Annotated in this window: 14 protein-coding genes; 6 read left to right on the forward strand and 8 right to left on the reverse strand. The window is 58.9% G+C overall.

Annotation, left to right across the window (positions count from 1 at the left end):
• Positions 1 to 2: 2 nt before the first annotated feature.
• From sirB2 to hemA, 4 genes are read right to left on the reverse strand one after another with little or no spacing between them, the layout of a single operon-like run.
• Complete coding sequence (gene sirB2, locus CE636_RS05435) at positions 3 to 395, reverse strand: invasion regulator SirB2 (RefSeq protein ID WP_008804389.1); 393 nt, start codon at positions 393 to 395, stop codon at positions 3 to 5.
• Positions 395 to 1,243, reverse strand: coding sequence for a peptide chain release factor N(5)-glutamine methyltransferase (prmC, locus tag CE636_RS05440; protein ID WP_017899848.1), 849 nt, complete (start codon positions 1,241 to 1,243; stop codon positions 395 to 397). The genes sirB2 and prmC overlap by 1 nt, the downstream gene beginning before the upstream one ends.
• Positions 1,243 to 2,325, reverse strand: a complete 1,083-nt coding sequence (gene prfA / locus CE636_RS05445) for a peptide chain release factor 1 (protein ID WP_004203214.1) — start codon at positions 2,323 to 2,325, stop codon at positions 1,243 to 1,245. The genes prmC and prfA overlap by 1 nt, the downstream gene beginning before the upstream one ends.
• A gap of 42 nt (positions 2,326 to 2,367) precedes the next feature.
• On the reverse strand, positions 2,368 to 3,624 hold the full coding sequence (gene hemA / locus CE636_RS05450) for a glutamyl-tRNA reductase (RefSeq protein ID WP_002910404.1): 1,257 nt from the start codon (positions 3,622 to 3,624) through the stop codon (positions 2,368 to 2,370).
• 271 nt (positions 3,625 to 3,895) lie between these two features.
• Between hemA and lolB the strand changes: the two genes are divergently transcribed.
• From lolB to dauA, 4 genes are all read left to right on the forward strand, one after another.
• Positions 3,896 to 4,507, forward strand: coding sequence for a lipoprotein insertase outer membrane protein LolB (lolB, locus tag CE636_RS05455; RefSeq protein WP_017899849.1), 612 nt, complete (start codon positions 3,896 to 3,898; stop codon positions 4,505 to 4,507).
• Positions 4,507 to 5,355: a 4-(cytidine 5'-diphospho)-2-C-methyl-D-erythritol kinase gene (ispE, locus tag CE636_RS05460; protein WP_025999204.1), complete on the forward strand. Its 849-nt coding sequence runs from the start codon at positions 4,507 to 4,509 to the stop codon at positions 5,353 to 5,355. Before lolB ends, ispE begins: the two co-directional genes overlap by 1 nt.
• Before the next feature lie 183 nt (positions 5,356 to 5,538).
• The gene (gene prs / locus CE636_RS05465; RefSeq protein ID WP_002910407.1) at positions 5,539 to 6,486 is read left to right on the forward strand and encodes a ribose-phosphate diphosphokinase; all 948 of its coding nucleotides are present in this window, start codon (positions 5,539 to 5,541) and stop codon (positions 6,484 to 6,486) included.
• Positions 6,487 to 6,736: 250 nt separating this feature from the next.
• Positions 6,737 to 8,416: a C4-dicarboxylic acid transporter DauA gene (gene dauA / locus CE636_RS05470; RefSeq protein ID WP_017899851.1), complete on the forward strand. Its 1,680-nt coding sequence runs from the start codon at positions 6,737 to 6,739 to the stop codon at positions 8,414 to 8,416.
• Here the strand turns inward: dauA and CE636_RS05475 are convergent, their stop codons facing one another.
• The gene (locus CE636_RS05475; RefSeq protein ID WP_004203221.1) at positions 8,417 to 9,463 is read right to left on the reverse strand and encodes a MerR family transcriptional regulator; all 1,047 of its coding nucleotides are present in this window, start codon (positions 9,461 to 9,463) and stop codon (positions 8,417 to 8,419) included.
• Between the two features lie 222 nt (positions 9,464 to 9,685).
• A complete protein-coding gene (gene ychH / locus CE636_RS05480) occupies positions 9,686 to 9,961 on the reverse strand; it encodes a stress-induced protein YchH (protein WP_002910437.1) in 276 nt (91 codons plus the stop codon).
• A 272-nt stretch (positions 9,962 to 10,233) separates the two neighbouring features.
• On the opposite strand from ychH, the gene pth reads away from it, so the two are divergent.
• Together pth and ychF are read left to right on the forward strand one after the other, a co-directional pair.
• On the forward strand, positions 10,234 to 10,818 hold the full coding sequence (gene pth, locus CE636_RS05485) for an aminoacyl-tRNA hydrolase (RefSeq protein ID WP_004180389.1): 585 nt from the start codon (positions 10,234 to 10,236) through the stop codon (positions 10,816 to 10,818).
• Positions 10,819 to 10,935: 117 nt separating this feature from the next.
• Positions 10,936 to 12,027 (forward strand): redox-regulated ATPase YchF, encoded by a 1,092-nt coding sequence (gene ychF / locus CE636_RS05490; protein WP_004203224.1) that lies wholly within the window; start codon positions 10,936 to 10,938, stop codon positions 12,025 to 12,027.
• Between the two features lie 86 nt (positions 12,028 to 12,113).
• On the opposite strand, the gene CE636_RS05495 is transcribed toward ychF, so the two are convergent.
• Both CE636_RS05495 and CE636_RS05500 read right to left on the reverse strand, forming a co-directional pair.
• Positions 12,114 to 12,443 (reverse strand): DUF1869 domain-containing protein, encoded by a 330-nt coding sequence (locus CE636_RS05495; RefSeq protein ID WP_004203225.1) that lies wholly within the window; start codon positions 12,441 to 12,443, stop codon positions 12,114 to 12,116.
• An 83-nt stretch (positions 12,444 to 12,526) separates the two neighbouring features.
• Complete coding sequence (locus CE636_RS05500) at positions 12,527 to 13,441, reverse strand: sugar ABC transporter substrate-binding protein (RefSeq protein ID WP_017899852.1); 915 nt, start codon at positions 13,439 to 13,441, stop codon at positions 12,527 to 12,529.
• Positions 13,442 to 13,484 lie beyond the last annotated feature (43 nt).

Consider the following 13,484-nt stretch of genomic DNA (forward strand, 5'->3'; position numbering starts at 1 on the left):
ACCTACCCCAGTATCGGTATTCTTGTGATGGCGAGTTGAATGATGATAAACAACACCACCAGCGCCAGCAGGAACGCGATAAAGCGGCTCTGCTGGCTGCGCGGACGACGACGGCCCAGCGCGATAAAACCTAATGCGATATAAATGATAACGCCAAACAGCTTTTCAGTCAGCCATGCGCCGTCTTCTGTGAACGGCAGGTAGTGCGTTATCGCCATTAATCCCGCACCGCTGAGAAACAGCAGCGTATCGCTGCAGTGCGGCGCAATTCGCACCCACCGCTGGTTCAGCAGCGGGCTCTGGTGATACATCCACCAGTAACGTAAAACGAACAATCCTACCGACACCACCACGCTGGCGATGTGCAGATAGAGGACAGCCGTGAATAAGTTCATCAGCCAACGTTCTCCATGTCGGGTAAACGTCCGAGGGTCAGACGCTCATTGTCGCCATAGTCGCGACAGGTCGCGACGTCCAGATAGCCCGCTTCGCGGAACAGCGCGCGCACCGCTTCGCCCTGGGTCCAGCCATGCTCCAGCAGCATCCAGCCGCCGGGCTGCAGATACTGCCGCCCCTCGCGGATAATCTGCGCCAGATCGGCCAGCCCCTCATCGCCCGCCACCAGCGCCGTTAGCGGCTCAAAGCGCACATCGCCCTCGGCGAGATGCGGGTCTGCAGCGTCGATATAGGGGGGATTGCTGACGATCATGGCGAAACGCTGCCCGGCCAGCGCGGCAAACCAGTCGCTTTGCCGTATCGTCACGTTAGCGATGCCCAGATGGGCGGCATTACGCAACGCCAGCGCCACGGCGTCCGGCATGACGTCCACCGCGGTGATCTCACAGTCCGGACGCTCGCTGGCCAGCGCCAGGGCAATGGCGCCGGTCCCGGTGCCGAGGTCGAGAATACGGCACGGCGCGACGGGCAGACGCGCCAGCGCCTGCTCTACCAGACATTCGGTATCCGGGCGGGGGATCAGCGTCGCCGGGGAGACAAACAGCGGCAGCGACCAGAACTCCCGCTGCCCGACCAGATGGGCGATGGGCTCTCCGCGCTGGCGTCGCTGCAGGAGCGCCTCCAGCGTCGTCGCCTCGTCAGCGGAGAGCGTCGTTTCGCCGAAGGCCAGGATCCAGGTGCGCGCCCGGCCGGTGACGTGTCCCAGCAGGATCTCGGCGTCGCGTCGCGGACTGTCGCTCTCCGCCAGGCGGGCGATTGCCTGCTGCAGCCAGGCCTGAAAGGTCATCATTCCTGCTCGGACAGCGCCGCCAGCTGATCGGCCTGGTGTTCCTGGACAATCGGCTCAATCAGCATGTCGAGTTTGCCCTCCATCGCCTCATCCAGACGGTAAAGGGTCAGGTTGATGCGGTGGTCGGTCACCCGGCCCTGCGGGAAGTTGTAGGTACGGTTGCGATCGCTGCGGTCGCCGCTGCCCAGCAGGTTGCGGCGCGTGGAGGCTTCCGCCTGCTGACGCTTGGCCACTTCGGCGGCACGGATCCGCGCACCCAGCACCGACAGCGCCTTGGCTTTGTTTTTATGCTGAGAACGTTCGTCCTGACACTCCACCACGATGCCGGTGGGCAGGTGGGTAATACGGATCGCCGAGTCGGTGGTGTTAACGTGCTGCCCGCCCGCGCCGGAGGAGCGGAAGGTATCGATGCGCAGATCCGCCGGGTTGATATCCGGCATTTCCGCCTCCGGCAGCTCCGGCATCACCGCCACCGTACAGGCGGAGGTGTGGATACGCCCCTGCGACTCGGTGGCCGGCACGCGCTGCACGCGATGGCCGCCGGATTCAAATTTGAGCCGGCCGTAGACGCCGTCGCCGCTGATCTTGGCGATCACCTCTTTAAAGCCGCCGTGTTCACCTTCGTTGGCGCTGAGGATCTCCACCTGCCAGCGGCGCGATTCCGCGTAACGGGTGTACATGCGGAACAGATCGCCGGCAAACAGCGCCGCTTCGTCGCCGCCGGTCCCGGCGCGTACTTCCACGAAGGCGTTACGCTCGTCATCGGGATCTTTCGGCAGGAGCAGGACCTGCAGCTGTTGCTCCAGCTGTTCGCCTTTATCTTTGGCGTCCCGCAGCTCTTCCTGCGCCATTTCGCGCATTTCCGGATCGTCGAGCATCATCTGTGCGGTTTCAATATCCTCCTGCACCTGACGCCAGTCGGTATAGCAGCGCGCCACATCGCTCAGTTGAGCATACTCCCGCGACAGCGCGCGGAATTTATCCTGATCGGCAATCGTCGCGGCATCGCCGAGCAGCGCCTGCACTTCTTCGTGGCGCTCGTACAACGCTTCCAGTTTGGCAACAATAGAAGACTTCATAGGCGTGAATTCACCCTGTCCTGAAAATAAGAGAAAGGTGCGCTATTCCAGCCCGAGGCTGTTGCGCAGAATATGCAGGCGTTCGTCGTCCCCGTCACGGGCGGCCTGCTGAAGAGATTTGGTTGGCGCGTGGATCAGGCGGTTGGTGAGCTTACGCGCCAGATCCTGCATAATTTCCTGGGCATCGCCGCCCTGCTCCAGCGCGGCCAGCGCCTTCGCCGTCAGCTCCTCACGGACCTGCTCAGACTGCGAACGGTACTCACGAATGGTCTCGCTGGCGCTCTGCGCGCGCAGCCAGGCCATAAATTCGCTGGTCTCCTGCTCGACGATCGATTCCGCCTGCACCGCCGCGGCCTTACGCTGCGCCAGGTTATGCTGAATGATGTTTTGCAGATCGTCGACGCTGTAGAGGTAGGCGTTAGCCAGTTTACCGACCTCCGGTTCGACGTCGCGCGGGACGGCGATATCCACCAGCAGCATCGGCTGGTTACGCCTCGCCTTGAGCGCGCGCTCCACCATGCCTTTGCCGATGATCGGCAGCGGACTAGCGGTGGAGCTGATAATGATGTCGGCCTCTTTCAGCCGTTCGTCGATATCGCTAAGGGCAATCACCTCGGCGCCCACTTCTTCCGCTAGCGCCTGGGCGCGTTCACGAGTGCGGTTGGCGATCACCATTTTGCGCACGTGATGTTCGCGAAGATGACGCGCCACCAGTTCGATGGTTTCACCGGCGCCGACCAGCAGCACCGTCACGCTCGACAAGGATTCAAAGATTTGCCGCGCCAGGGTACAGGCGGCGAAGGCGACGGAAACGGCGCTGGCGCCGATATCGGTTTCGGTACGCACGCGCTTGGCCACCGAGAACGATTTCTGGAACATCCGCTCCAGTTCGCTCACGTTGAGGTGGCCGCGGCTGGAATCGGCGAAGGCTTTTTTCACCTGACCGAGGATCTGCGGTTCGCCCAGCACCAGCGAATCAAGGCCGCTGGCGACGCGCATCAGATGGCTGACGGCGTCGTTATCCTGGTGCCAGTAGAGGCTTTTACGCAGGTCTTCTTCATTGAGGCCGTGGTAATTGCACAGCCAGCGGATCAGCGCTTCCTGCAGGTTATCCTGCTCTTCGACGCTGAGATAGAGTTCTGTGCGGTTGCAGGTCGACAGCACCACTCCACCCTGCACCATCGGCTGAGCCAGCAAGCTCTCCAGCGCCTTATCGAGCGTTTCCGGCGAAAACGTGACGCGTTCTCGCAGGGCGACCGGAGCTGTTTTGTGATTGATGCCAAGAGCTAAAAGGGTCATTGTGAGGGAGTAGTACCAGCGTTGCTAAGGTTAGTCTGAGTGCATCATACAGGATGCGCGTAATCAATAAAAGAGAGGCTCCCCTTTTGGAGTAATAGCCAAAGCAAGACCGCCATTAAGGTTAATTTTTTGATTTCAGACAACTTGAACGTAGACGCTATCGCCCGGCGACGCTAGCATTAAGGGTTATAAATGTAACCTGCTACACAAATCGGCCCGCTGTTCCCCTGCCGCCGGATTTCACTGTAGACATCAAGGATTTGTCATCATTATGAATCGACTGTTCCGCCTGCTGCCGCTGGCCAGCCTCGTCCTGACCGCTTGTTCTGTTCATACCCCCCAGGGGCCTGGCAAAAGCCCGGATTCGCCGCAGTGGCGCCAGCACCAGCAGGCTGTTCGCAGCCTCAACCAGTTCCAGACCCGCGGGGCGTTTGCCTATCTCTCCGACGAGCAAAAAGTCTATGCCCGCTTCTTCTGGCAGCAAACCGGTCAGGACCGCTATCGCCTGCTGTTAACTAACCCGCTGGGCAGCACCGAGCTGTCGCTGACCGCCCAGCCGGGCAGCGTGCAGCTGATCGACAACAAAGGCCAGACCTATAACGCCACCGATGCCGAAGAGATGATTGGCCGCCTGACCGGGATGCCGATCCCGCTGAACAGCCTGCGCCAGTGGATCATCGGCCTGCCGGGTGACGCCACCGACTATTCGCTGGACGATCGGTACCGTCTGCGCGAACTGAACTACACGCAAAACGGCAAAACCTGGCACGTCACCTACGGCGGCTACACCACCGATACCCAGCCAGCCCTGCCGTCTAATGTCGAGCTAAACAATGGCGCCCAGCGCATCAAGCTGAAGATGGATAACTGGATCGTGAAATGATGAGCCGCTGGCCCTCACCTGCAAAACTGAATCTGTTCTTATATATCACCGGCCAGCGGGCCGATGGTTACCACACCCTGCAGACGCTGTTTCAGTTCCTCGACTATGGCGATACGCTGACCATCGAACCGCGCGCTGACGGCGAACTGCGTTTGCTTACGCCGGTGGCCGGTGTACCGGATGAAGAAAATCTGATTATTCGCGCCGCGCGTCTGTTGATGCGCGCCGCCGGCGAAAGCGGCCGCCTGCCGGCGGGCAGTGGCGCCGATATCAGTATCGATAAACGCCTGCCGATGGGCGGCGGCCTGGGGGGCGGCTCGTCCAATGCCGCCACCGTGCTGGTGGCGCTTAACCATCTCTGGGGCTGCGGGCTTTCGGAAGATGAGCTGGCGACCCTTGGTCTGCAGCTGGGGGCCGATGTGCCGGTCTTCGTGCGCGGCCATGCCGCCTTTGCCGAGGGAGTGGGTGAAATTCTCACGCCGGTGGACCCCGAGGAAAAATGGTACCTGGTGGCTCATCCAGGCGTCAGTATTCCGACGCCGATCATTTTTCGCGACCCGGAGCTACCACGAAATACCCCGCGCCGGTCAATTAATACGTTATTAAATTGTGAATTCAGCAACGATTGCGAGCTTATCGCAAGAAAACGTTTTCGCGAGGTTGATGCCGCGCTTTCCTGGCTGTTAGAATATGCGCCGTCACGCCTGACCGGCACAGGGGCCTGTGTGTTTGCTGAATTTAACACCGAATCCGCTGCCCGTCAGGTGCTGGACACTGCCCCGGCATGGCTAAATGGCTTTGTGGCGCGCGGAGTCAATCTCTCGCCGCTCAAGCAGGCCCTGCTCTGATTCCTGCGCTGTGATGGCGCAACGATCATGAGTCAGCCGGGGAAATTGAGTTACGGTGACAACGTCACCCTGTTCCAGACGTTGCATCGTGCTCTTTAAATACACCGACTGGATCGAATGGCGCCAGCCCGCACATTATTGGCCCATTCATCCACCACTGGACGCATGCCTGAGGTTCTTCTCGTGCCTGATATGAAGCTTTTTGCTGGTAACGCCACCCCGGAACTAGCACAACGTATTGCCAACCGCCTGTACACTTCTCTTGGCGACGCCGCTGTAGGTCGTTTTAGCGACGGCGAAGTCAGCGTACAAATCAATGAAAACGTACGCGGTGGTGATATTTTCATCATCCAGTCCACTTGTGCTCCCACCAATGACAACCTGATGGAACTGGTTGTTATGGTTGATGCTCTGCGTCGTGCTTCGGCAGGTCGTATCACCGCCGTTATCCCTTACTTCGGTTATGCTCGTCAGGACCGTCGTGTTCGTTCTGCTCGTGTGCCAATCACCGCGAAAGTGGTGGCGGATTTCCTGTCCAGCGTCGGCGTTGACCGCGTGCTGACCGTTGACCTGCACGCAGAACAGATCCAGGGCTTCTTCGATGTGCCAGTTGATAACGTGTTCGGCAGCCCAATCCTGCTGGAAGATATGCTGCAGCTGAACCTGGACAACCCGATCGTGGTTTCTCCAGACATCGGCGGCGTAGTTCGTGCTCGCGCTATCGCTAAACTGCTGAACGATACCGATATGGCCATCATCGACAAGCGTCGTCCGCGCGCCAACGTCTCCCAGGTGATGCATATCATCGGCGACGTCGCTGGTCGTGACTGCGTGATGGTCGACGATATGATCGACACCGGCGGCACCCTGTGTAAAGCGGCAGAAGCGCTGAAAGAGCGCGGCGCGAAACGCGTATTCGCTTACGCGACGCACCCAATCTTCTCCGGCAACGCAATCCAGAACATCAAAAACTCTGTGATCGATGAATTTGTCGTCTGCGATACCATTCCGCTGGCACCAGAAATTAAAGCGCTGGATAAAGTGCGTACTCTGACGCTCTCCGGTATGCTGGCTGAAGCTATTCGCCGTATCAGCAATGAAGAATCAATCTCTGCTATGTTCGAACATTAATCGAGCCGAGCACAAAAACCCGCTGCGGCGGGTTTTTTTGTCTCTGCATTTTTAATTCTTCCACAACATCATTCGGCATGCGTCAAGGCGGCAAGTGAATGAATCCCCGGGGGCGTACAGGCAGTACGTGACCGGGGTAAATGAACGCGGCCAACACAGAGGCATCCCGAAGGATGACGTGGAAATGATCAATGCCTCCTTCACCTGCCATTTAGTTGACAGATGATGCGCTCATGGATGAAACATTATTGTGAACAGATTATTTTCCTCACATGTGATGCCTTTCCGCGCCCTCATCGACGCTTGTTGGAAAGAAAAGTACACCACCGCCCGCTTCACGCGCGACCTGATCGCCGGGATCACCGTCGGGATCATTGCGATTCCGCTGGCGATGGCGCTGGCGATTGGCAGCGGTGTGCCGCCGCAGTACGGCCTCTATACCTCAGCGGTGGCAGGGATTGTGATCGCCTTAACCGGCGGGTCTCGCTTTAGCGTTTCCGGCCCGACCGCCGCCTTTGTGGTGATCCTCTATCCGGTTTCCCAGCAGTTCGGCCTGGCGGGTCTGCTGGTGGCGACGCTGATGTCGGGGATCTTTTTAATTCTTTTCGGCCTGGCGCGCTTTGGCCGCCTGATCGAATATATCCCGCTGTCGGTCACCCTCGGCTTCACCTCCGGGATCGGTATCACTATCGGTACCATGCAGATTAAGGATTTTCTCGGCCTGCAGATGCCCCATGTGCCGGAGCATTATCTGCAGAAAGTGGCCGCGCTGGCGATGGCCCTGCCGACCATTAACGTCGGTGACGCCGCCATCGGCGTCGTCACCCTCGGCACCCTGATCCTCTGGCCGCGGCTGGGTATCCGCCTGCCGGGCCACCTCCCCGCGCTGCTGGCGGGCTGCGCGGTGATGCTGGTGGTCAACTTGCTCGGCGGCGATGTGGCGACGATCGGCTCGCAGTTCCACTATCAGCTGGCGGACGGCACTCAGGGCAACGGTATTCCGCAGCTGCTGCCGCAGCTGGTGCTGCCCTGGGATATGCCGGGCTCCAGCTTTACCCTGAGCTGGGCTTCGCTGCAGGCGCTGCTGCCCGCCGCCTTCTCCATGGCGATGCTCGGCGCCATTGAATCTCTGCTGTGCGCGGTGGTGCTCGACGGTATGACCGGTACCAAGCATAAAGCCAACAGCGAGCTGATTGGCCAGGGGCTAGGCAACATCGTTGCGCCGTTCTTCGGCGGAATCACCGCCACCGCGGCGATTGCCCGCTCGGCGGCGAACGTGCGCGCCGGCGCCACATCGCCGGTTGCCGCCGTGATCCACGCCCTGCTGGTGATCATGGCGCTGCTGATCCTCGCCCCGCTGCTCTCCTGGCTGCCGCTGTCGGCGATGGCCGCCCTGCTGCTGATGGTGGCATGGAACATGAGTGAGGCGCATAAAGTCATCAATCTGCTGCGCCACGCGCCGAAGGACGACATCGTGGTGATGCTGATGTGCATGTCGCTGACGGTGCTGTTTGATATGGTGATCGCCATCAGCGTCGGGATCGTGCTGGCTTCGCTGTTGTTTATGCGCCGTATCGCGCGCATGACGCATCTGGCGCCGGTCAACGTCGAAGTGCCAGACGATGTGCTGGTGCTGAGGGTGATCGGTCCGCTATTCTTTGCCGCCGCCGAAGGTTTATTCAACGATCTGGAGACCCGGATCGCCGGCAAGCGCATCGTGGTGCTGAAGTGGGACGCCGTGCCGGTTCTCGACGCCGGGGGTCTGGATGCCTTCCAGCGCTTTGTGAACAAGCTGCCGGAAGGCTGTGAATTGCGCGTATCTAACCTCGAGTTTCAGCCGCTACGCACGTTAGCGCGCGCCGGCGTCAAGCCGCTGCCAGGCCGCCTGAGCTTCTACCCCGATCGTCAGGCCGCGCTGGCTGACCTGTGATCACCCGGCGGCAGGCCCCTGCGCCTGCCGCATCACCGCCCCCGTCGCCTGTTGTAGCCAGCTCAGCACCGCCGGCGTCATCCAGGTGCCCTTCATCAAATGCGGCTCCTGCTCCATTGCCCGACGAAACTTCTGCAACGTCTGCGGCCGGGTACCGGCGTAGGACTGAAACAGCTCAAGCCACGCCCGGGCCAGCGCCTGACCCGAAGCTGAATCCGGCGCTATGCCCTCCCGGCACGCCTGATGCAGCTTCGCCACCAGCGCAGGCCACTCCTGTAGCCGGTCGAAATAGTGCTGGCGGGTGAACGCCATCTCTTCATCGTCGAGATACCGCGCCCAGATGGCCAGTTTGCTTTCGGCAAAGGCCTCGGTGATAAAGGCGATGATGGCCGGGGTGACGCCGGTCTGTTCAACCATTTGCGGCTCGGCGGCATGCATCGCGTTCAGGCGGGTCAGAAACTCCGGGCGCCCTGCTGTATCCTGCTCCAGGCGCTCCATCCAGCGCGTCGCCAGACTCATCGCCTGCGGACTGTCCGTCGGGCAGCCGCTCGCCATCAGCGTCTGCACCTCCTCCGTTAGCTCGCGCCACGCTTGGGCGCGCTGTTCATCCTGTGCCGCAAACGGCAGCGCGGCTAACTCCTGTTGACTAAACCAACGATCGTACATTTTCATTAACTCCAGCGTCTGTAGCCAGGACTCCAGATCGGGTTCATTGCCGCTCGCCAGCGCCTCGCGCAGCGCCAACAGCCGGTCGCGCAGCCTGGCGACATCACGCAGTTGGTCATTCAGCGTCTCTATCTGCTGCGTCAGCAGCTCAGGCAGCGACAGCGTTTGCCGATCGAGATAGTCCTTGATGGTGGCGAGCGTCAGCCCGGTCTGCGCCAGCGCCTTTATCATATGCAGGCGCTGAACCGCTGACAGGTTATAGAGCCGATAGCCCGCCTCGCTTCTGGCCGAAGGCGTTAACAGCCCCGTCTGTTCATAATGATGCAGCGTACGCACCGTCAGCCCGGCGCGCTTCGCCAGCTCTCCCACCTGAATTAACATGACTGCTCCTCTCTGTGGCCAGGTCCGCTACTCTGCTGCCTGACGTAACGTCAGGGTCAAGCGAAAAACGCGCTTGATATTCACTTTTGGCGGCAACCATAGCATCACGAAGGTCAGGTCGGAACGGGGGTCGTCAAATGGCGGGAAAAAGAAGAAGAGATAACGAGAGGCACAGCAAAACGCATCGGTCTTCAGGAACCGATGCGGGGAATCATGCTGCGGTTAGCTGTGGCGATGCTGATTACGACGGCAGCGTTTATCGTAGTGGCGCACCCACCAGTAGCGGTCGCTGACCTGCTCGTGGCCGCCAATACGGGCACCGGCCAGCCAGAGCACCGCACCAACGAAGATGCTTAAGATTGCGCCATGCGCAAAGAATTGTGGCAGGTTAAGCTGCGGAAGCTGGTTCAGAATGGAGTAACCCACCCCCACAACCATCACCACCAACCCTAACCCCATGAGTACGTTACCGAGTAACGAAGCGTTTTTGCGTTTCATGTGTCACCTCCGGACTTTGGGTTGCCAGGGAATGTCCCCAAATCTTATAGGTGTAGTATAGACAAGGTCTCTTCTGCGGAGTGCGCCCACGATCACATTAGTGAACAGCAAATAGACAAAAATTTACAAATAAGCCTATGAACAATATCAAATTCTAATGGTTTAGAGAGTAAATCATCAATGCTGGTATTGTCTCGAGGCCAGAACTTTGTCAAGCGCGCCCGCAGACAGTACACTACGCGGCAGAGAATGCCCCATGCAGGAAAGAAAACGTGACCATTAAACTGATTGTCGGCCTGGCCAACCCCGGTGCGGAATATGCCGCCACCCGGCACAACGCTGGCGCCTGGTATGTGGATTTACTGGCGGATCGCCATCGCGCGCCGCTGCGCGAAGAGAGCAAATTCTTCGGCTATACCTCGCGCATCAACCTGGCGGGCGAGGATGTTCGCCTGCTGGTGCCCACCACCTTTATGAACCTTAGCGGTAAAGCCGTGGCCGCGATGGCGACCTTTTATCGCATCAACCCGGACGAAATTCTGGTTGCCCATGATGAGCTGGATTTACCGCCGGGCGTGGCGAAATTTAAGCTTGGCGGCGGCCATGGCGGCCACAACGGCCTGAAGGACATCATCAGCAAGCTCGGCAATAACCCGAACTTTCACCGCTTACGCGTCGGGATCGGCCATCCGGGCGATAAAAACAAGGTTGTCGGCTTTGTGCTCGGCAAACCGCCGGCCAGCGAGCAGAAACTGATTGATGATGCCGTCGACGAAGCGGCGCGCTGTACGGAAATCTGGTTAAAGGATGGTCTCACCAAAGCGACCAACCGTTTACACGCCTTTAAGGCGCAATAAGCCGTTGTCGTGCGGCATTTTTGCCGCGCACCGTGTATAATAGGCAAAGCTATTCAATTTTCTGCAATCTGTTCCTTGTAACAGATTGATTATCAAAAGATTAAGGTGATTTAAATCATGGGATTCAAATGCGGTATCGTCGGTTTGCCCAACGTCGGCAAATCCACCCTGTTCAATGCGCTCACCAAAGCGGGTATTGAAGCGGCCAACTTCCCCTTCTGTACCATTGAGCCGAACACCGGTGTCGTACCGATGCCCGATCCGCGTCTGGACAAGCTGGCTGAAATCGTCAAACCGCAGCGTATCCTGCCGACCACCATGGAGTTCGTTGATATCGCGGGCCTGGTTAAAGGCGCGTCCAAAGGCGAAGGTCTCGGCAACCAGTTTCTGACCAACATCCGCGAAACCGAAGCTATCGGTCACGTGGTTCGCTGCTTCGAAAACGACAATATCATTCACGTCGCGGGGAAAGTGAACCCGGCGGAAGATATCGACGTTATCAACACCGAACTGGCGCTGTCTGACCTTGATACCTGCGAACGCGCGATTCACCGCGTCTCCAAAAAAGCCAAAGGCGGCGATAAAGACGCGAAAGTTGAGCTGGCCGCACTGGAGAAATGCCTGCCGCAGCTGGAAAACGCCGGTATGCTGCGCGCGCTGGATCTGACCAAAGAAGAGAAAGACGCCATCCGCTATCTGAGCTTCCTGACCCTGAAGCCGACCATGTACATCGCGAACGTCAATGAAGACGGTTTCGAGAACAACCCGTACCTCGATCAGGTTCGCGCCATCGCCGAGCAGGAAGGGTCTGTGGTGGTGCCGGTGTGCGCCGCGGTTGAAGCGGACATCGCCGAGCTGGACGATGAAGAACGTGACGAGTTTATGGCTGAGCTGGGCCTCGAAGAGCCGGGTCTGAACCGCGTGATCCGCGCTGGTTACGCCCTGCTGAACCTGCAGACCTACTTCACCGCTGGGGTGAAAGAAGTGCGCGCATGGACCATCCCGGTAGGGGCGACTGCGCCGCAGGCAGCCGGTAAGATCCACACCGACTTCGAGAAAGGCTTTATCCGCGCGCAGACCATCGCTTATGAAGACTTTATCGCCTACAAAGGCGAGCAGGGCGCGAAAGAAGCCGGTAAAATGCGCGCTGAAGGTAAAGATTACATCGTCAAAGATGGCGATGTGATGAACTTCCTGTTCAACGTCTGATCCCGCTGGCTGGCATTTCTGCCGCCATCGAGTAATAAAAAATCCACGCTCCGGCGTGGATTTTTTTTCGTGCGCCAGACGGCGCGCTACTCCACGATATGGGTCTCTTCTGCCGCTTCGTAGCCATCAACGATCTGCACAATCTTTTTTAACTCGTCCTCAATAAAAGCCGGGGTGGCGCTTTCCCCTGAGGCCGGGTGATGAAGCTCCACCGAGATGCCGCTGGCAGCATTGGTCAGCGACAGGCTAATCTCCTGCGGATCCGCCGCAGACGAGGGTCGCCCGATATGCTGCGCGATGGTCGCCGCCGCCGCGCGCGTATCGACTTCCGCGAGATGCCCCCACCTCATTTCAACATGCCCCTGCTGCCCTGCCTTTATCACCTGCAGCGTATAACCGCTTTTTGCCATTGCCATGTCTTATCCTCCGGTTTCATTGCCCGGGCGACACATTCTCAGCCCGGTTTTATCAGCAAAGTTCGAACACTTCCGCCTTGCCGTTAATGACTCTTTTCCACATAGGTCTGCATATTTTCTTTGGTCACTAACTCAAACGGGATCCAGACATGGGACTCGACTTTTTCTCCTTTAATCAGCTTCAGCGCCACCGCTAAGGCCGTTTTGCCCTGACCAACGGCATCCTGGAAGACTGTTACCTGGATCTTATCGCTGGCCAACGCTTTTAGCCCATCCGGCGTGGCGTCGATCCCGCCGATCAGCAACTTCTTCTGGCTCTTCTCCAGCGCCATCGCCGCGCCAATCGCCATCTCATCGTTGTTCGCCGCCACAATATCAATCTCTTCCCCGTTACCTGCCCAGTTCTGCATCAGATCCATTCCCTCGCTGCGGGAATAGTTGGCCGGCTGTTTCTGCACCACTTTCATCGCCGGGTATTTGGCCACCACCTGCTCTACGTCTTTGGTGCGCTGCAGCGCGCCGGCATCGGTGAGATTGCCGATCATGATGGCGACGTTGCCTTTGTAGTTTGCCAGCTTCGCCAGCGCTTCCATCTGTAATGTACCGGACTCCCGCTCGTCCGATCCGACAAACACCACGCCAGGCGGTAACGTTTTATCCCCCGGCGTCCGGTTCACATACACCAGCGGCATTCTGGCCTGCTGCGCCATCTTCGTCAGCTGCGGGGTGCTGGCGGAGTCCACGGGGTCCACGATGATGGCGTCCACGCCGGAGGCGATGAAGCTCTGCACCTGATCGGCCTGGCGTCCGGTGTCGCCGCGGGCGTCTTCGAACTGCACATCGACGTGACGGGCTTGAGCTTCTTTCTCAATGGACTGACGGATAATGGTGAGAAAGTTTTGATCGAAGTAAGCCATCGAGACGCCGATCTTCTCCGCTAATGCCGAAGCGGAACTGGCCAGAAGGCCTACTAACAGGATGATTTTACAGTGCTTCATAGCATGCCCTCAGAGTTTGAAATAAAATTTTCAATATAAACAC

This window comes from Klebsiella sp. LY, from assembly GCF_004010915.1.
GTDB lineage: Bacteria > Pseudomonadota > Gammaproteobacteria > Enterobacterales > Enterobacteriaceae > Klebsiella > Klebsiella quasipneumoniae.